The 19885-nt window shown below is 50.0% G+C and carries 11 protein-coding genes; 8 read left to right on the top strand and 3 right to left on the bottom strand.

The genetic code is table 11. From position 1 onward, the window contains the following. Window positions 1-4: 4 nt before the first annotated feature. The 7 genes from ACFQZE_RS00820 to ACFQZE_RS00850 all read left to right on the top strand — a co-directional run bounded on the left by ACFQZE_RS00820 (window position 5) and on the right by ACFQZE_RS00850 (window position 13960). Window positions 5-1765: a vWA domain-containing protein gene (locus ACFQZE_RS00820; RefSeq protein ID WP_379355439.1), complete on the top strand. Its 1761-nt coding sequence runs from the start codon at window positions 5-7 to the stop codon at window positions 1763-1765. A 24-nt stretch (window positions 1766-1789) separates the two neighbouring features. Further along, window positions 1790-5179 (top strand): tubulin-like doman-containing protein, encoded by a 3390-nt coding sequence (locus ACFQZE_RS00825; RefSeq protein WP_379352651.1) that lies wholly within the window; start codon window positions 1790-1792, stop codon window positions 5177-5179. A gap of 12 nt (window positions 5180-5191) precedes the next feature. Beyond that, window positions 5192-7555: a transcription initiation factor TFIID gene (locus ACFQZE_RS00830; protein WP_379352653.1), complete on the top strand. Its 2364-nt coding sequence runs from the start codon at window positions 5192-5194 to the stop codon at window positions 7553-7555. 50 nt (window positions 7556-7605) lie between these two features. After that, entirely contained in the window at window positions 7606-8877 is a 1272-nt protein-coding gene (locus ACFQZE_RS00835; RefSeq protein WP_379352655.1) for a vWA domain-containing protein, read from the top strand. Between the two features lie 21 nt (window positions 8878-8898). Beyond that, window positions 8899-9540 (top strand): beta-mannanase, encoded by a 642-nt coding sequence (locus tag ACFQZE_RS00840; protein ID WP_379352658.1) that lies wholly within the window; start codon window positions 8899-8901, stop codon window positions 9538-9540. A gap of 167 nt (window positions 9541-9707) precedes the next feature. Further along, window positions 9708-10967, top strand: coding sequence for a TRAFAC clade GTPase domain-containing protein (locus ACFQZE_RS00845; RefSeq protein WP_379352660.1), 1260 nt, complete (start codon window positions 9708-9710; stop codon window positions 10965-10967). Beyond that, complete coding sequence (locus ACFQZE_RS00850; protein ID WP_379352662.1) at window positions 10967-13960, top strand: GAP1-N2 domain-containing protein; 2994 nt, start codon at window positions 10967-10969, stop codon at window positions 13958-13960. The genes ACFQZE_RS00845 and ACFQZE_RS00850 overlap by 1 nt, the downstream gene beginning before the upstream one ends. Window positions 13961-14039: 79 nt before the next feature. Here ACFQZE_RS00850 and ACFQZE_RS00855 read toward each other — a convergent pair whose 3' ends face one another. Then, window positions 14040-15014 (bottom strand): LacI family DNA-binding transcriptional regulator, encoded by a 975-nt coding sequence (locus tag ACFQZE_RS00855; protein ID WP_379352664.1) that lies wholly within the window; start codon window positions 15012-15014, stop codon window positions 14040-14042. Window positions 15015-15218: 204 nt separating this feature from the next. On the opposite strand from ACFQZE_RS00855, the gene bglX reads away from it, so the two are divergent. After that, window positions 15219-17423 (top strand): beta-glucosidase BglX, encoded by a 2205-nt coding sequence (gene bglX, locus ACFQZE_RS00860; protein ID WP_379352667.1) that lies wholly within the window; start codon window positions 15219-15221, stop codon window positions 17421-17423. A gap of 480 nt (window positions 17424-17903) precedes the next feature. Here the strand turns inward: bglX and ACFQZE_RS00865 are convergent, their stop codons facing one another. Both ACFQZE_RS00865 and ACFQZE_RS00870 read right to left on the bottom strand, forming a co-directional pair. Further along, a complete protein-coding gene (locus ACFQZE_RS00865; RefSeq protein ID WP_379352669.1) occupies window positions 17904-18776 on the bottom strand; it encodes a carbohydrate ABC transporter permease in 873 nt (290 codons plus the stop codon). A 43-nt stretch (window positions 18777-18819) separates the two neighbouring features. Further along, on the bottom strand, window positions 18820-19767 hold the full coding sequence (locus ACFQZE_RS00870; protein WP_379352673.1) for an ABC transporter permease: 948 nt from the start codon (window positions 19765-19767) through the stop codon (window positions 18820-18822). Window positions 19768-19885 lie beyond the last annotated feature (118 nt).

Genomic DNA, 19885 nt, shown 5'->3' on the forward strand with positions numbered 1-19885 from the left:
AAAGATGATATTTTACCCAATTGTGATTACTATTTTATCGCTATTGTTTTTAAGCGGCGTTCCGGTGGCGTCGGCTGCCGGGGGCTCTTCCAAAATGGACGCCGTGCTGGTGCTCGACGTCAGCCATTCCATGGCGGACAGCGACCGGGACAAAATAGGCAACGAAGCGATGAAACTGTTTATTGATATGTTGTCGGAGAAGGGCGACCGAGTCGGGATCGTCGCTTACACCGATCAAATACAGCGGGAGAAAGCGCTGCTTGAAATCCGTTCCGCAGGCGACAAAGACAATTTGAAATCGTTTATCGACGGGCTCGACCGCGGCTCTTACACGGATATTTCGGTTGGGGTCAAGGGCGCGGTGCAAATTTTGAAGGATAGCGCGGCAGCCAGCAGCCGGGAGCCGATCATCATTGTACTCGCAGACGGGAACAATTCGCTCGATCCAAAGTCGGGCCGCACGGAGGCGGAGTCGGCAGCCGAGATGGACGGCGCGCTGAAGGAAGCGGCTGCCAGCAGCATTCCTGTTTACACAATTGGACTTAATGCCGATGGCAAGCTGAACAAAGCCGCGCTTGAGAAATTGTCCAAAGAGACGGGCGGCAAATCGTTTGTAACGGATTCGGCGGATGATCTTCCGCAAATATTAAGCGAAATTTTCGCAAGTCACTTGGAGTTAAATATTGTGCCGGTGGATTCCTTAACGGGCAACGGAAGCTACCAGGATGTAAACATTTCAGTTCCAAACGGCAATGTGCTGGAGGCGAACATTTCGATCATGTCGTCGAAGCCTGTGGAGGCGCGGCTCGTTGATCCATCGGGCAAATCGGTTGCGATCCCATCTAGCGACGTATTGCTTTCGAAATCCAAAAGCTACTCCTTAATTAAACTGATTAAGCCGGATCAAGGCGACTGGAAGCTTCAGGTAAAAGGCGTGGCGAAGGACAAAATCGATATTAATCTTATTTTTAACTATGATTTGACGCTAGAGCTGGAGCCTTTGAAATCGACGGTTTTTTCCAAAGGGGACAAAGTGAAGCTGAGCGCTTTTTTGGCTAGCGGAGGTCAGCGGCTGGACGATGATGCGCAATACCGCAACATGAAGGCGGTCATGCTCGTCAAAGACTTGACGACAGGCAAGACAGAAGAGGTGGCGATGACAAACGCGGGCGACCATTTCACTGGTGAATATAAGGTGGCCGATCGCCGCGACTATGAAATTAAAGTAAAAGCGGAAGAAAAAAGCTTCTTCCGGGAGAGCGCCGCAGTAAAAATTACCGCTTCGGCTGGAGGTGCGGGGACTGCCAACCCTGAGCAGGAAACAAAGGACGACAAGCCGTTTCCTGTCCTTTCTGTTGTAATCGGCGCCATCGCCGCAATCGTTTTGCTTGGAGCAGCGTTCTTCGCGGCACGGGTGCTGAAGGAGAGAAACCGCGGATTTGTCGGACAGCTTGTGCTCGAAATTCGCGACGAGAATACAGGCGAGAAACAATCGCCACAATACAAAAAATTGACTGCTTTCAAAGGGAAATTTCTGCTGCATCAACTGCTGCAGCTCGCGCCTGAGCTTAAAGAAACAGAACAGATAGTTTTCAAGCCGGGGCATCAAGACAAGCTTGTGCTGATCAACGGTTCGGCATGCCGGGTGGAGAAGTTCGGCCGGGCGGTCGATGCCAGCCGCAATCTGGAGCTGCAAAGCGGCGACCGCATTACAGTATCGTTGACGCAAACCGACAAAACGATCTTTATCGAATATCTCGTTTAATTACAACATTGGAGGTATAAACCTATGAAACCGATCGTTAGAGAACATATTCAACAGCTCGACGTCTCGCTTGGAGGCGGGATTGTCAGCGAAAAAATAAGAGTAGACACTATAGATAACCCGATCCTCATCATCGGGCTTGGCGGAACCGGCATCGATGCGCTGCTTCGGTTGAAATATCAAATTAACCGCAGATTCAAGCTGCCGGAGGACCCTGTTTCCAAACGGAAACGCGACAAGCCGGACAATGTGGAGTTTCTGGCTTTTGAAACGAACGAGCAAGATCGCAACAAAAAATATAAAGGGATCGGTCTCGATCCGATCAACGAATTTGTCCTGCTCTCGAACGCGGAGGTGGGAGGACTGCTGCAAAACCGCAGCATTTTGGAACCGTATATTACCGACTGGCTTTCTCCCGAGCTTAGCATTACCGACGGAATGAACGGTGCGGCAGGCGTACGCCAAGCGGGGAGACTGCTGCTGTTTACGAAAATCAATCAAGTTGTGCAAAGCATCGACAAAAAAATAAAGACACTATCTGTTGGCACCAACAAAAAGCTGATGGTGTTTCTGCTCACAGGCCTATCCGGCGGAACGGGCAGCGGCTGTTTCCTCGATATTTCTTATATCATTAGAGGCATTATTGAGCGCGATCATGGCGCGGCCGGCATCGACCGGGTGAACACTCTTGGCTATTTGTTTACGCCGGACATCAACTTGTCCAACAAAAGCCTTAGCGACCATACTAGAGAATATATTAAGAAAAACGGATATGCCGCGCTGAAAGAGCTGGACTACTGGATGAACGTGGATGCGAGGGGAGAGCGGTTCAAGCAGCAGTACGGAAACATTTTGACCGTTAACTCGCCTTTGCCGCCGTTTAATTTATGCCATTTGATTTCCGCTACCAATACGGAAGGCAAGCTGCTAGACAACGCTTATGATTACTGCATGAACGTCACCGCTGAAAATATTACAAACTTTATATCCAGCGAGGAGAAGCAATCCGGAGAAGAGTTTGCGATTCACGATTATATAAGCAATATTCGGACGAACATCGCTCAGATGAACAAGCTATATCCGGCCAACTATGATTACAACATTATTGGCGCTTCCTCCGCCGTGTTGCCGATTGAGGAAATGACGACTTATTTGGCATACCGTCTGTTCCAAAAGATGGAGGGAATGTTCCAGAAGGGACCTTCTCAGGAGGATGTAGAGAAGTTTGTCCATAAACTCGGAGTCGATTTGGATTCCATGATGAGAAGATTCGACGCGAGAGTGCCGGAGCCGCTGCCGGGTTTTGAGAATAGCGAGAGACTTAACTACAACAACGTCATTAAGATGCAAGCGGTCAATATGGATACGGAGCTGGAGCAAAACTTCCTGGCAAGAGCGCGGGAGGAATATATTAAAGCGAAGAAGCAACTGCCGGGCGAAATTGTAGAAGCGTTTAACGATCAAATTCGCCGTTTATTTCTGCATCCGGAGCAGGGACCGTTTTATGTATCGCGCCTTCTCCACACTGAAAAAGGTTTTTGTTTGCTGAAAATGCTTCTTTCTTATATCGAGGCGCTTAAAGAAGGGTTGCAAAGGCTGCCGCGCGACATCGATTCGGCCAGAGAGCAGGCTGAGGAGCGGATGGGCGACGCGAAAAGCGCCTTTGTTTCCAAAGACAAGAAAAAGAACAATTACATTGAAGCGAAAATCAATGAATATTGGCTGCGGGCCGATGTGGAGCGGATGGAGCAGCTAATTGAGTTTTATGAAGATCTGCATGCGCTGCTGAACGCCGAAAACAACCGCATTTATAAAGTATTTACTGAAATTTTGAATGTGTTGAATACGATCTTTGCCAAAAACGGCGAAATATTGACGAGCGGCGAAGAGCAGGCCGATCATAAAGGCAACAAAACTTACTATTGGAACATTGTCAGCGTGCCGGACATCTCCCATGTCATTAGCCGTGTCATGGATAACAAGGACGGGGAAGACCTCATCCGCGACTTTACGCGGGAGCTGCTGGATCATTCCAACCTGTGGGTGAAGGAGCAGGAAATTGATATCGTAGGCTCCATTTCGGAGTTTTTGACCGATAAATTCGGCGACCTCATTACCAAGTCGATGGAAGAGTTTCTTGTGATGAAATACGGAAACGACGAGTCGATCGAAAAGTTTGTAGAGCGCCATATTGCGAGCAAGCTGGATGAGGAAGCTGTCCCGGTCTTTCATTTAAGCAACAGCGCGGGCAATTTGCATGTGCCGTCATGGGGCTTTGTTTCGGTGCCCGTACAGGCTCCGAGCATTCTGCGCGGTATTCGCAACTATCAAAACAGCTCCATCGGCAAATCTCATTTTACGATCAAAGAAAGCGAAGTGCGCAACCGGATTTTCTGGCTGAATACTAGAAACGGCGTGCCGCTGTTCGTCTATACGCCGCTGAAAGTGTACGAGGAAAGCTATGAGCGGACCATTTTGGACAAAGAAGGCATCGGACGCCATTTGGTGCAGAGCGACAAGGAAAACTGGACGTATTTGCCATCTCCGATACCAGAGAAGTCATGGGGCGAAACGTATCTAAACCGCAGGGTGCAACATTACAACGCAAGGGTGCGCGGCCAGTTTGCGGATGCGATTCGGCTGGGCATCATTTCGGAAAAAGGTATCGATAATCCGCTCAGCAACCGTTATTCCATACGGTTTACGAAGCCGTTCCAAGTGGCGGATGCGCTTAAGGCGTTCCCGATGGGACTGGAACATGCAAAGCCGAATCTCGGGGAAGTGAAACGGGCGGTCATCGAGCTGAGAAGGCTGCTTGACGGCGGGCTGGAGACGGAGTCCACAAAGGACATTTTCGGAAGCTTTACGGAAGAATTGGCGCAAGAAAACTTGATCCGGTCGCCGCTTTCGCTGCGCCGCGTTCGCGAAGAGCTGGCGAAGATGGAATCGATCCTAGAATCAATCCAAAAGCTCGAAGGCGTGCTGAAGCTTCATGAGAGCGAAGACAAGTGGCTCCAGCAATTTATTGAGGCGCTGTATACGGATACCATTTGCAAAAAGGGAGCTTTGTTCGTTTACGACCGCGACGAAGAAGAGGAGCCTTGGACGCCGTTTGCCAACCTGATGAAGGGCGGCAATTACGTGGAATATGAAGTATTCGAAAGCTTCCGCGGGCTGAACGACAAACAGCTGGCTGCACTTCAGCGCAAAGCAGGACGCCGGGTGTCGGAGCTGACCGCGAACGAGGATACGTCGGCGCTTGTCGCGAAGCTTGACGATCTGTACGGCGTTTACCTCGATGCGCGCGAGCGTTTGGAATATGAGAAGATCGAGCTGGCAAGCGGAGAGGACATGTATCAGTTCTACAAAGGTATGACAGCAAAGCTTCACGATATCCGCAGAAAGCTGAAGTAAGGAATGAGGACTATGTTGGAACAATTTGCGGCCGATTATTCGGCCGCCGAACAACGGCTTAAGGGAACGGAAGATGATCAGAGCAGCATTCATTTTCCGACCGTTTTTTTATATATCGGCGATGAAGCGGGCCATGCGATCGGGCCTATGATGAAGTCCAATGAATGGCGCTGGGCAAACAATGCGGGCGTCGTCTATTGCCATGTGGCAAGCGGGAATGGGGTGCAAGAGCAGCCTTCCGGCAATCTGTTTACCGTTCCGCTAGCGGAACTGGAGTCTGTTGCGGGCGAGCGTCGAACGTTACGGGAGCGGATCGGCCGCCGCCTTCAAAACGGAGGAGCAGATTTGACCGCACTTAACCGCGTATTCCGCCGGATCAACGATACAATCGGAGACTACGGCCGCATGTACGCTTCGTTTGACCGATTGCACCTCGCCGTCATTACGAGAGCCGACGATCCAATGAATAGTTTGACTCCGGAAATAACGCTGCTTGCAAAGTCCATATTCGGCACTTTGTTTAAATCGGTGCAAATGGACTTGTTTGTTCTCATTCAAGAAAGGGAGCAAGACGAAGCTTACGGATATGCTGCCGCATCGGGCATCAGCTTTCTCCGTGAGATGGAAAGATTTCAAGGATCGGGCTTTGCTTACCGAGCTCCGTTGCAAGTAACGGGAGACGGGCTCACAATTGAAACCGAGCATGGTCCGGCGCCGCTCTTTGATCTCGTTTATCTATTGTCCGACCGAAATGAAAAAGGGATGACGCCACTTAACGGCATGGACCAAAACTATGAGATGATATGCCGGATTTTGCTTTTGAAAAATAGAAGCCGGAGAGATATGGAAGCTGGGTTTAGCAGCGAGAGCTATAACAATACTTCGTTTAAACATAGCTTGCTCGCCGAATCCGGAAGGCAGGGGCTCGTATCGGCCGGATTTGCCAAAGTTCAGCGTCCTTCTTATGCAATTGCGTTAACGGTGCTTTATCATTTGTTTGATCAGACCATCGTCCGATTGCAGGCATCCCCGGAGCTTGGCGTAAGGGACAAACTGAGGTTTTTTGGGCTGGAGCCTGCCGTATTGTCGGCCAAGAGCCTGGAGCGGCTGCCGGGAGCGGATAAGCTGGAAGATATGAAAGGACTCATTACGAGCGGCGTTCGGTTCGATCAATTGCGCCGCGTCACGCTTGCTGAGGCGGAACGTTCTCTGTATGGCAGCAGCTGCGAAACCTTTTTCGCCAAACATTTTGCGGAAGCGGCGGGACAATTGCTTGCGAGGCTAGACGTGGGAGCAGAATTAAAGCGCACAATAGCGAAAAGTATGGACGACAACCCGCATATCTCGTTTTACCACTTGTATAAGTGGACGGAAGAAAGCAGCGGCAGGGGCGAAGTGATTGGTGCCATTCGCGATAAAATCCGTGATTTGAGCCGGGCGGCCGAAGGTGTTCAAGAGGAGCTTAGCGGGCTGCTTGCGATGCGAGTCGACGATATGAGCTTTCAAAAGGTTCCTTTTATGGATAAGCGGAATCTTCGATCTTTCATTCATGCCTTTTTGGATTCGGTGTATGGCCTGAAATGGGAAAAGCTGCGTCTGGAAACGGAACTAGCTCTGTATCGGAAGGTTGCGGCGGAGTTGGAGCATCTGAACCAGTGGTACCGCGTAAGAATCGAAAGAATGCATGATTTGAGAGGCCGGTTAAAAGCGGCGGCGCTGCAAAGCATTTCGCTTGGCGATGATTACATCGGGCAAAACGTGTTTGATTACTATGAGCGGGTTACGACCGACGTGTTGGAAGGGCTGGAAGAGAAGCGCGGCGCGGGCGTCTTGTTTGAGGAGCGTTACATTGGCAATGTGGCGGACCTTTTGGAGCTGGGAGAGCAGGAGATGCTGGAGCGGTTTATCGCCGTATGCAGAAGAGATATTTTGACAGCGGAGCGCTTTTCCTTGTCATTTGAAGAGGAGCTGCTGCAGCGAGCCAATGTGTCGGTTTCTTACAACAACCGCAAAGCGCTGCCGAAGGAAGAATTGTTCCAGGAGCTGTACCGAATGCTGGAAGAACACTCGATCATCCATATCCGGCTTTTTGATTACACCCATAAAAACAGATATGAAGAAAAATATTTATTCGGGGATCGCAACAGCGAGTTTATTCGATATTCGTTCGGAATGGATGAATCGTCCCGCATTCACAAGCTGGGCTGCCTTCATGAAAACCGAAGCAGCGGTGTAGAAAAGCTGCAACTGATGGGCGGGTTTCATCTGGAGGATTTGATGTATTATCGTAATGCAAAAGTATTTTACGAGGCGTATGTGAAGGACGGATTTAAATTCCACAGCCTGGAGCAGTCGGAACTCCCGGAGCTTCGGTAAACGAAATGAAACATCCGTCAAGGATTGTCAATTGAGAGGGTGCGGTCAACATGCAACGGAAAATAAATATGCTGCTTTTGCTATTCAGTTTAATCGGTGCAGCGGTCGGATTTGCAATCGGCGAGGTGATCATAAAAACGCTGCCGGGTGAGTGGCCGAGTTATGTTGACGCCGGATTGTACTTTGGTACGCTGGCGCTCAGCATTGGGCTGTTTAGTCTCCTTGCGGAGTTGATCTCGCCGAAGCTGAACGGTCAATCGTGGCGGCAAAGGTATGCCGACTTGTCCTGGAAGCTGCTTCTTCCGGCTACGCTTGTATTGTTGTTTGTAGTCGGGGGCGTGCTTCAATTCATTTACGGGCTTGATTTTGGCGGCGTCAAAAAAGTACGGGATATTGTGCTCGTCATCGACAACTCCGGCAGCATGTCGGAGACCGATCCACAGAACGAGCGGTATGCGGCTGCCAAAGGCTTGATAGCCGAAATGGACAAAGAAAAGCGGGTTGCCGTCGTCACTTTTACCGATTCGGCTGAAGTGTTGATGCCGTTTGTAAGCGTTGGAACGGAGGCGGAGAAGGCTGCGGTATACGAGGCTATCGATTCCATTGTCCCAACGGACGGAGGCACCAATTATAGTGCCGCTCTATCGCTCGCTTTACAGGTCAATTCGGAAAAAGAATACGCTAGCCGCGGGACGATGGTCATCTTGCTGTCCGACGGATTCAGCGAATCCAGCATCGTGGAGCAGCTAGAGCAGTTCCGCAATGAAAAAATAGCGCTTCATACGATAGGGCTTAAAATGGGCAACAATCAAGGAATTGCATTATTAAAAGATATTGCGAGCTCGACAGGAGGCCGTTATTATGACGTCTCGAAGTCGGATGGGCTATCGGCCGCATTCCGCGATATTTATTTGACGATCGACAACCGGATGCTGCATGAGAAAAATGCGAGCGCGCCGGACGAACATACCGTTTATAAATGGCTGCGTGTCGTTTCTTATTTGGTGATTGGACTCGCTGTCGGCGTTGCGCTGGGGCTCGTATTCGACAATCGCTTTTTGGCGCTGAGCTTCGGTTCGGGCGGTATTGCCGGAGGGTTGTTGGCCGGTTTGATTATGAATGCGGGGTTGACGGGAGACGCGCTCGCCGACGGGTTGACTCGGTTGCTTGCTGCTCTCGTCCTCGCAGCGTTTATTGCCGCCTTTACTCTGATTGTACCGGTAGGGGAGCGTAAGGCGCGCCGTGAAAGAGGCGCTGCGGTTAGCTCCGCACCAAGCGGAGAAAGAAGCGGAAGAAAAAGAGGCGGCAGCAGCGGCTTTTAATGGAAAAGGGGGATGGAGCGTATGCATGTGATCGATGCGGAAGATCATTCGCCCCTCATCACGGGTTTGACCAAAACGCTTGAGGAAGAGCGGTGTACGCTGCGCTGGCTGTGGCCGGCCGGAGTGGAGGCGGTATACATTTCCAAATCGACGACGGATGTGACCACTCCAGCGGAGGATGATTTTCACGATTTGAAGCTGTATACAAAAGGGGAATACAAAGCGAGCAACGGCTACGTCACCAGGCTGGACAACGCCCGCTTTTATCGGTTTACCGTATATATGTTGAAGGAAACCGAGCAGGGAGCGGTACTCGTTCGGCAGCCGAATCAAGAAAATCGAATTGAGATCAGCGCGGGACGAGCCAAAGTTTATTATTCGATTACAGAAAAAAGCGGTTTGTTCAGCAAGCAAAAAAAGGTGCACATAGAAGTGCATACGGAAGTGGCGCTCGCGCATGACGTTTTATGTTACGTGAAAAAAAATGGCGGTTTTCCGGCGAACCGGGACGACGGTCTTCGCTACTCGTTTGTAACGCCGTTTGTTCCGGGAAGGAACGTTCTGCCCCCGGTTGAGATCGGGAAGGCGGACCATGTGCGTCTGTTTCTGTCCGATGCCAAGATGCACGGCCAGCTGTACGAGCTTATATATAGACCAAGCTAATGCTTACGATGCTGGGTTTGCTCCGCAAACCCTAAGTTAACGCTTACGATGTAGGTTTTCTACGAAAACCTTAAGCTAATGCTTACGATGCTGGGTTTGCTCCGCAAACCCTAAGTTAACGCTTACGATGTAGGTTTTCTACGAAAACCTTGGAGGAGGAGAAAAACATGGGCTTTTTGGACCTGTTTAAGAAGAAACCGGAAATCAAGCAAAAGCCGCTGTTTTACGATATTGTGTGCCCGTATTGCTTCAGTAAGTTTATGCCGGATGACGTCGTGTTTAGGGCGACTCATTCCCGAGAGGATGACGAAGATTACGCGCTCGGAGAAGATGAAGAGCTGAACAAATATAGAGAGCGTTTCGGACTGGATTCTGTTTACGATATGGAAGCCGTTATTCATCCGCGTGAAGTTCCGCACGAACATCTACAATATACGGACAACGTTCTGACAGGCTTGAGCGACCGTTACGGCGAGCTGACGCGAAGAAGATTATGCCCGTTCTGCCATAACGAGCTGCCGGTGACAGCCGGCAAAGTGCCGAGCAATATCATTTCCATTATCGGCGCTTCCCAGGTTGGTAAGTCCGTTTATATGACTTCCTTGATTCATACGCTGCAGCATACGACGGCCGATCATTTTAATGCTGCATGTATGCCGCTTAATGCGGAAATTAGCCGCAAATTTCGGATGAATTATGAAGAGCCGCTATTTGAACGCGGCGATTTGCTCGCCTCTACTCAAAAGGAAAAAATGCAGGAGCCATTTATTTTTCAATTTGTGTTTAAAGATGAGGAGAAGCCGCCTCTGACGCTCGTCTTTTTTGATGTAGCGGGCGAAGGTATGGTGGAACAGGATTATTTGGGGCTGCACGGCCAGCATATTAAAAATTCCGCGGGCATTTTGTTTCTAGTCGATCCGCTGCAAATCCGCTCCATTCGGGAAAAAATTAGAATCCAGCACGGCGATAAGCCCGGCGAGTGGGTATCGCAATACGATGAGCCGCGCGACGTTGTGCTGACGCTTTTTGGCGATTTTATCGCCTATCAGGAAAAAAGCAAAACCGACATTCCGACGGCGGTTGTTTTGACCAAAAGCGATATGCTCCATTCCCTCAAAGACGAAGAGGGCGAATATATTAAATCGAACAGCAACGTGTTCAATAATATGGTTCACCGCAATTATTTTAACCTGACCGAATTTGAAAATATTGATGGAGAAATCCGCCGATTTATCGAAAAAGTTGACCGTCCGTTTAAAGGCACGATGGACGTTTATTTTACGCAAACGGCTTATTATGCGGTATCCGCTCTTGGCAGCAATCCGGTTGACCAGAAGCTCCAAACGGTGGTCAGCCCGATTCGCGTAGACGAGCCTTTCCTTTGGCTGCTGCACAAGCTCAATTATATTGAGGGGAGAAGAGAATAGTGGCAGTCGATCATCCCCGCACATTGATTCAGCAGCAGATGTATACCCGAGAGAAGCGAGGCATCTTCCGCTCGACGGAAGGGTACGACACGATTGCGGTTTCCGGCGGCCTCGACTCTGCTTTTGTCAAAAAAGTGCTTCACCCGCTATGTGTTTACGATGCGCCAGCTGAGCTTGCCTCGCAAGGGGAGAAAGATAATGAAGCGTATCCCGATGCGCTCCATTTGCTTCATTTGGAGCAAGGCGGAACGGTGCTTGGGCGGAGCGTCTATCAATCTGCCGATTTTACGGGCTTGCGTAGTACGTTTTTTACCCATCATTATATTCTGCCTACAGCTGCCGCTAAGTCAAAGGACGACTATCGGAGCTGGCTGTCGGCTTCATTTGAAGACCAATATTCCATTGAACGAGGCTCTGAGCTGCCGCAATTGGACCGTTTGCCGCAAGCTGCTGCTAGCGTAGGCCAGATGACCGCAAGCGGGCTTCTATCCCGGCTCGCCATTGGCGAGAAACAATTCAAATCGTTATTGTATGCGGTGCTTGCTTCGCTTGGCGGCAAAAAAAAGGTGTACGTTACTTTGGATGTTCCTATCGCACAGTTGTCGGCCCGGGCTAAAGAGCTGCTTGCGCTTCTGTATAGCTGCTTACCTTATGAGCTGCGCAATACGCTTGGGTTTATTACTTATTCGAAGGAACCGGCCAGTCGCAAAGGGATTCACCTAACCTTTGTTGAGACGGGAAGCCTTCGTCCTGGAGATCGGGAAATCGAAAAAGAATTTGTATTTGACTTGGCGAATGACCGCATTTTGAACGTGGATCCCGACGCTTTGAACCAGCCCTTTTTGGAATATGTTTGGACGATTATTCAGAAGGGGGAGGAGCTGGAGCCCTTTTTCGAATTTGCCGACGAGATGCTCGCGGGAATGGAAAAGGAGAAGGCGCTGACTGCTTCGACCTATCACGAGTTATGTGTCATGTACCGAATATCGCAAGGAGAGGAAGGGCTGTTTGAGGAACATCAAGCTGCCGTCCTCGGCGGTTCGCTCGCCTATTTAAGTACGCCAGGCGCGATGGAGGGCAAAGAGCCGCTAAACGATTTGATGCTGTCCCGTTTTGATTTGGAATATGACAAGGTGATGCGAGGTGCCGTGCCATCGCTCTCTACGGTCACGATTTTCAAAGAGTATTACGGTCTAGCAGGCAAGTTTATGGAAGGAAAGCTGGTCGCTTATTTGATTCTTGCGATTTCGAATGCCAATAAAAACGGGGATCAAGATACGGCGGCTTCGATTTATGCGGCGATTGAGGGCGATGTTTCGCTTGGCAAAGCTTTTTTTACTAAAATTACAGCGGATAGCAGACTTGCGGAGAGGCTGTTTTTCCCATATTTGAAAAAGAAGCTGATCGCCACACCGCTCAAAAACGTACTGGAATCGCTATTGCAATGGGGCACAGCTTTTCCAAAGCTGTATGAAATCGATGAGTTTTATGCGGCGGCTGCCGAAAGCATGAATGCAAAGCTGGCGAAGGACCGTCATTCGTTCAGCCATGCCGCTTCATTGTTTGAGGGGCTGTTTCAATTGGAATCCCTCTCCAAGCAGAGTCAAGGAACGGCAGCCAAAGGAATGGCAAAGTTGGGGAAACAGCTGGAGCTTACTCTGTACCAGTCTATTTTGCTCGGATTTGAGCCGGATCGGCTGACTCGGGACGTTTTGAAACAGGCCGTTTTTCTAAAAGATGCCGACCGCGTCGAGGGATGGAACGACAGTTTGAAGGACCCGAAGCAAGCATCGTCGGCGCGAATGCTGGGAGCACTGTATCAATGGTTTGGTTTGCCGAAACCCGGTGATTCCATTTGGGAAGGGTTGTCCTCGGGAGAAGCGGAACGGGTACAAACGATTGCCCGCCGCCTGCTTTCTGAAGGCGTAACGGAATCCGACTTTCCGAGGCTCGTATTCGCCTTCTTGCAAGGCTCCGATAAGGACATGGTGGACGACAACGGTTTGATTGATTTTTTGCATGCCCATTGCCGGGAAAGAGAGACGATTTATCGTTTTTTCATTTGGTCGGAATCGCAGTCGTATTTCAAGAAACCAAGAGGACTCGTTCCTGCCTATAGAACGGCCGTCATTCGGTATTTTACTTCTTATGATCCTTCGGCTTTGAAGAAACGAAGCAATTGGAAGGAGCATTTCGACGGAGCAGGGGAAAAGATGAAAGCCGTATTTGAAGAGGCGCGTGCGGAAGTATCTTCACCGCTTGTCCGATTGCTGCGGCGGAATCGAAAAGGGACTACCATTGTTTCTATTGCCGGTCTTGGAGTGGTGCTCATTGCCGCCGGACTTGTATTTGCCCTTTCCGGGAATGGGGGTTCAGGTGGCAAAAAGGCGGGTATGCCGGATGTTTCTCCGACCGTTACGCCTTCGCCTTCGACAGGTCCCGGTATTGTGCCTGAACCGGATATGCTCGTTTACGTGGAGCAGACGGAGGCGGCGGAAGGCGTGGCGGCGTCAACTTCTCTCGTTTATTTGTTTAATAACGCGGATGCTTGCAGTCTGTTCAAGCCGGATAAGTTAACGGTCCAAATACCGCAGGCCGATTTAGCCACTTATACGAATTTAAAAATCTCTCAGTCATGCACAATTGATCCTGAGAGGAGCAGCTCCAGCACCAATTCGGCAGCCTCAGACGAGTCAAATGCTCAAGGGCAAGCTTCGGCAAATGAGATAGCGGCGTCTTCCTCGGCCAATACGGAGGAGGCGCCGTCAACGGCTCTGTCTTCCGCAACGCCAGAACAATCGGGCTTTGCTGCAACGCCGACGCCTCCAGTTGGGGGCAGCGGAGCGTCAACCGAGCTTGCTGAACGAGATGAAAGCTATCCTTATCGTGTTATCGTTCAATTGGACAAGCCGATGGACATTCCCGTAGGGAGCCTAATTCGAGTGGGAGACGAAGAGGTGGCGCTGAAAGTGCAGCCTGCTGCGGGTGCTTAAAGTATTCAATAGGATGCAGATGATTTGACATTTGTTCAAAAAAAGGCCGTTCCCCATCATGATTGGGGACGGCCTTTTTTTATTGGGGCAAACGATTGACCGATTTTCCTTTGATAAGGGTAACATAAATGCGTTCGGATTCAACGGGTTGTCCGGCGAGCATTTTGAGCAATTGCTCGGATGCAAGCGCCCCCCACTTTTGCATGGAATAATCGATAGTGGCCAGCCGGGGCTGAATAAATTGAGAGATTTCAATATTGTCAAAGCCAATTAAATGAATGTGCTCGCCGACGATAAGCTCAGTCTGGCTGCTGAAATAACGGTATGCACCCAGCGCCATTTCATCATTTAGGCAAAAGACGGCGCAAGGCCTGTCATATTCCCCGGCAATGTATCTGGCTGCGTCTTCACCGGCTCCTTTGCTGAAGTTTCCTCGAATCTCTTTGAATTGAATATCGGGAACACGCTCAATCGCTTGATGGACGGCACGCGATCTTTGCGAAGCGTCGTAGGAGCTCTCCGGACCCGTGACGGCATATATTTTCGTATGCCCTTGCTCCACTAAATATTCGACGGCCAGTGTTGCTCCCGCTTTATTGTCGAGAAGCACCTGATTAATATGGGGATGGCTCAGTTCTCGGTCCAGCACAACCGCTTTGTGGCCTTGGCCGGCAAATTGCAGCAATTGCTCCGTCGTGAAAGTATCATCCAATATAATTGCGCCGTCTATCATTCGTTCGGCGATCAGCCTGCGCGACTGCTGCCCGCTGCAAACGATCAGATCGTAGCCTTTTGGACTTAAATAGTCTTTGACGCCTTGAAGCAGATCGCCATAAAAGCTTCCGCTGAAGTCGGTCAAAAAGATGCCGATCATATTTGATTTTTTCGTTTTTAGCAGCCGGGCGGCGGCATGGGGCACATAATTTAATTCTTCGGCAATCCCGAGTATTTTGGCGGCCGTTTCTTTGGTAACCTTGTCGCTTCCGTTAAGCGCATAGGAGACGGTTGAAATCGAAACGCCGGCCCGTTTTGCAATATCTTTAATGCTGGTCAATGGCTTCGCCCCTCAACAATGGTCAGTGAAACGTTTAGATTTAACTATAACCGAACGGCATATCGCTTTACAAGCCTAAACAAAATAGAATCGAAACCGATTATTTACCGTTTGACAGCGACTGAATGGGGCAACTATAATTTGAAATAGGGGTTATCGAAACGTTTCGATGACTTAAAATACACCTGGAGAGGTGCAAACGACATGAATAAACCTAACGAACAAGCACCAAATCAAATGAGCGGCACCGATTTTGTTGACAATCTGGTTAGCCAAATGACGCTCGACGAAAAAATTGCTCAGCTTATCCAGCTTGCCGTTCCTTTTTACGAGGGCGCAGTGGGTGAAGGTCAAATAACAGGGCCGATGGAGTCGCTCGGCATTTCGGAGGAAACGATTCATAACTCCGGTTCCGTGCTCGGCATGGCCGGGGCGCAGGATGTTATTAACGTACAAAAAACGCATCTTCAACATAACCGTCTAGGCATCCCGCTGCTCATGATGGCCGATATCGTTCACGGCTTCAAAACGATTTTCCCGGTTCCGCTTGCAATCGGCTGTTCCTGGGATATGGAGCTGGCGGAAAAAAGCGCGCAAATCGCCGCAAAAGAAGCCGCTGTTTCCGGTGTCCACGTTACTTTTGCACCGATGGTTGACCTTGTAAGAGATCCAAGATGGGGCCGGGTTGTGGAATCAACCGGAGAAGACCCATATTTGAACGCCGAGTTTTCGCGGGCGTTTGTGAGAGGTTTTCAAGGCGACAACCTTGCAAGCGACATGGACCGGGTCGCGGCTTGTGTGAAGCATTTTGCAGCATACGGAGCGGCCGAAGCTGGTCGTGACTACAACACGGTCGACTTGTCCGACCGCCAAATGCGCGAGTTTTATTTGCCGGCATACAAAGCGGCATTAGACGAGGGCTGTGAGATGGTGATGACCGCGTTTAATACGGTTGACGGCATCCCAGCTACAGGCAATTCCAAGCTGATGAGAAAGCTTCTGCGCGAGGAATGGGGCTTTGATGGCATTCTTATTTCCGACTGGGGCGCCGTTAGGGAACTGATCAATCATGGCATCGCCGCAGATGAAGAAGAGGCTGCGCTTAAATCGATTAAAGCAGGCGTGGACATCGAGATGATGACGGCTTGTTATGTCAAAAACTTGTCCGCTCTTATTGAACGCAAGGAAGTGGATGAGGCGCTTATTGACGAAGCGGTTAAACGCATTTTGACCCTGAAGCAAAAGCTTGGTTTGTTTGAAAATCCATATCGCGCCGCCGACCCGGAAAAAGAAGAGGAGATTGTGTTCTGCGACGAACACCGGGCAGCTGCCCGCGAGCTTGCCGCAAAGTCATGCGTGTTATTAAAAAATGAAGGCGTATTGCCTCTGAACCGCGAAACAAAGCTGGCGCTTATTGGACCGTTCGCAACAAATGGCGATGTGCTTGGCCCATGGTCTTGGACGGGCTCCAAGGAAGAAGCGATTACACTGGAAGCGGGCATTAGAGGCAAATTGAGCGCTGCCGCCAAACTTCCGGTCGCGGAAGGCTGCGGAATTGAAGCGATTACGGATGAGCAGTTGGAGCAAGCTGTTGCCGCTGGGAAAGATGCCGATGTTATTGTGCTTGCGCTGGGCGAGCATTCCGACATGAATGGAGAGGCGGCTTCCAGAGCCGATATTAAGCTGCCGCAGGCTCAGCTTGAGCTAGTGCGCCGGGTAAAAGCGTTAAACAAGCCGATCGTTGCGGTATTGTTTAATGGACGTCCGCTCGATCTGCACGGTCTGTTCGACGAGGCGGATGCGATTTTGGAAGCATGGTATCCTGGTTCGCAAGCTGGAGAAGCGGTGGCCGACTTGCTGTTTGGCGACGTCAATCCAAGCGGCAGGCTGACCATGTCGTTCCCTTACAGCGTAGGCCAAGTGCCTGTTTATTATAATGCGTACAATACCGGCCGCCCGCAAGGAGCGCCGGATGCGCAAGTTCGGTACGTCTCGCAATTTATCGATATTCCGAACGAGCCGCTGCTGCCGTTTGGTTTCGGTCTTAGCTACTCCGACTTTGTTTACGGTGAAGCCAAGCTTTCCGGAGACGTTATGACGGAATCGAGCTCGATTCAAGTTTCGGTAAGCGTGACGAACAAGGGCAGCGTAGCAGGAGTGGAAACGGTTCAGCTTTATGTAAGAGACATGTCCGGTGAAGTGGTGCGCCCGGTGAAAGAGTTGAAAGCTTTCCGTCAAATCAGCTTGCAGCCTGGAGAAAGCGCCGAAGTGGAATTTGTTCTGACCGAGGAGCAGCTTCGCTACTATCACTCCGACCTATCTCATGAAAGCGATGCGGGTGCTTTTGTCGCATTTGTCGGGCCAAACAGTAAAACGAATGTGGAGCTTCCATTCCACTTAGTTAAGTAACGATGTAAGACAGTTGAGGGTTGATCTTGTGATCAGCCCTTTAAGCTTTGAAAATTTAAGCTTTGACAAGGCGCAATGCATTTTTGGGCTTCTTTTTTAGGTGTTTTTTAGGTTTGAAGGGGTGGAGAGGTTTGTAGTGTGGGACGGGTCTCGGCTAGTTGTGCCAAAACTACTAAAAGGTCTCAAGAGGTTCGATCTAGGCGTGCAGTTATGCCAGGTACTGATCGGCGTCGGAGAGAAAGCGAGAATGTTGAGTTGCGCGACGAGACAACGAGCCGAGCACATGGAGTACATCAAGCATATCGAGCACATTTTAACTAATAGAAAACCGAATATCCGCGCATAATCAAAATTTAAGGTTGTTTGATCGTTCAGCAAGTTTTGCCTGTACCGATAAAAAGGGGCTGTCCCCGGCGTTTGCCGGAAAACAGCCCCAAATGTTTGGCTTTCGTAGGAGTGCGATACGCTAATGCAGTTCCCCTATTCCTTCACCGCTCCAATAACGATACCTTTAACGAAAAACCGTTGAAGGAACGGATACACAAGCAAGATCGGCAGGGCGCTAATAAAGATTTGCGAAGCTCGCAGCGTCCGTTGCGACATGTTGGCGATGACAGCGGGGTCAAAGCCTGTTGTGCTGCCTTGAACGATAAGAGTTTGCATAAAGCTGGCAAGCGGCAAGTTTTCAACGCCTTTCATATAGATGAGGCCGTCAAAATAGGCGTTCCAATGCCCTACCATCGTAAACAAAGCGATGGTGGCAATGGCCGGCATCGACACCGGCAAGAAGATGGAGAAGAAACTGCGGAAATAACCGGCTCCATCGATAAAGGCCGCCTCTTCCAGTTCCTTCGGTACGGAGCGGAAAAAGTTGAGCAGTAGGATGATGTTGTATACCGCTACGAGACCTGGCAGGATGAGCGCAAACAAATTGTTCAGCAAGCCCAGCTTCAAGATCAAAATATAACTCGGCACAAGGCCGGCGGTGAACAGCATCGTCACAACAAAATACCAAAGGTAGACGGTTCTGCCCCGGAATACGCGGTTATCTTTGGATAGAGCGTATGCGGCCATCGAGTTGACGATCAGGGCAAGCGTCGTTCCGATAACGGTTCGCTGGATCGACACCCAAAGCGAAGTAACAAAATTTTCGTTATCAAATGTTTTGGCGTAGGCATCAAGCGTAAAGCCGATCGGCCATAGTGAGACTAGCCCGGAGTTCGCTGCTGAAGTATCGCTAAAGGATACCATCAACAGATGGTAAAGCGGCAGCAAACAGGCTACCGAGATGACGGCTAGAAGAATATAGTTGAACACGCTGAAAATCCGGTAAGGCAGCGTTTTGTGATACACGTCGGGTCACCCTTTCTATATATGCGATAGTCGTTCTTTCAGGTTAAAAAATACGGTAACCAGCGTATTTATAAGCTAAGCGGTACGAGATGACGATTAGGACCAGACTGATCATCGATTTAAACAAGCTGACGGCAGTCGCAAAGCTGAATTGTCCGCTGAGCAGCCCTTCGCGATAAACAAACGTGTCGATAATATCGCCTTGCTGATAAATCATCGGGCTGTACAAGTTGAACACTTGGTCGAAGTTCGCGTTCAGCACGCTGCCAAGGGCAAGCGTCGCCACGACGATAAGAATCGGAATAAGCGATGGAATCGTAATGTGCAGCGTTTGCTTGAGCCGGCTCGCTCCATCGACTTCAGCCGCTTCATATAAAGCAGGATTGATGCCGGATAATGCGGCCAAAAAGATGATGGTATTAAAGCCGAACTCTTTCCAAACGTCGCTGAAAATGATCGTAATTCGGAACCATGTGCCGTCTCCGAGGAAAAAGATCGGCTTGGTGCCGAACAAAAAGCCAAGCAGTTGGTTGACCATGCCGGTTTGGGCAAGCAAGTCGATCAAAATGCCGCCGAGCGTAACCCAAGACAAGAAGTGAGGCAGGTACACGAGCGTTTGGATCGACCGTTTGAATCCCATATTTCTGACCTCGTTGAGCAGCAAAGCAAACCCAAACGGGATAATCAAATTGAGCACGATTTTGGAACAAGCGAACAGGAGCGTGTTCATCGTTATTTTGATAAAGTATTCGTTCTCGAACATGTACCGGAAATGCTTTAGTCCGACGAACGGAGAGCCCGTAAAGCCAAGCGCGGCTTTATAATCCTGGAAGGCCATAATGATGCCTCCCATCGGCAAATAGGAAAAGATGAGTACGGACAGTACGGCAGGCAGCACCATGAGATGCAATACCCAAGGCACTCGGTATCCGGATTTCTTGTTAAGGCTGCGTTTGGCCTTGAGATGGAGCGGTGAAGTCGTTTGGTCCATAATTCTCTCCCCTTCTAGATATTTCCTTTGTAACTGGGGCATAGCCCTGCTATATATATTATCAACGTGACAGTGAGTCGAAACTATAAGACATTGTTAGGATCGATAGGGTTTTGTT

The organism is Paenibacillus sp. GCM10027627 (assembly GCF_042675505.1).
Taxonomy (GTDB): domain Bacteria; phylum Bacillota; class Bacilli; order Paenibacillales; family Paenibacillaceae; genus Pristimantibacillus.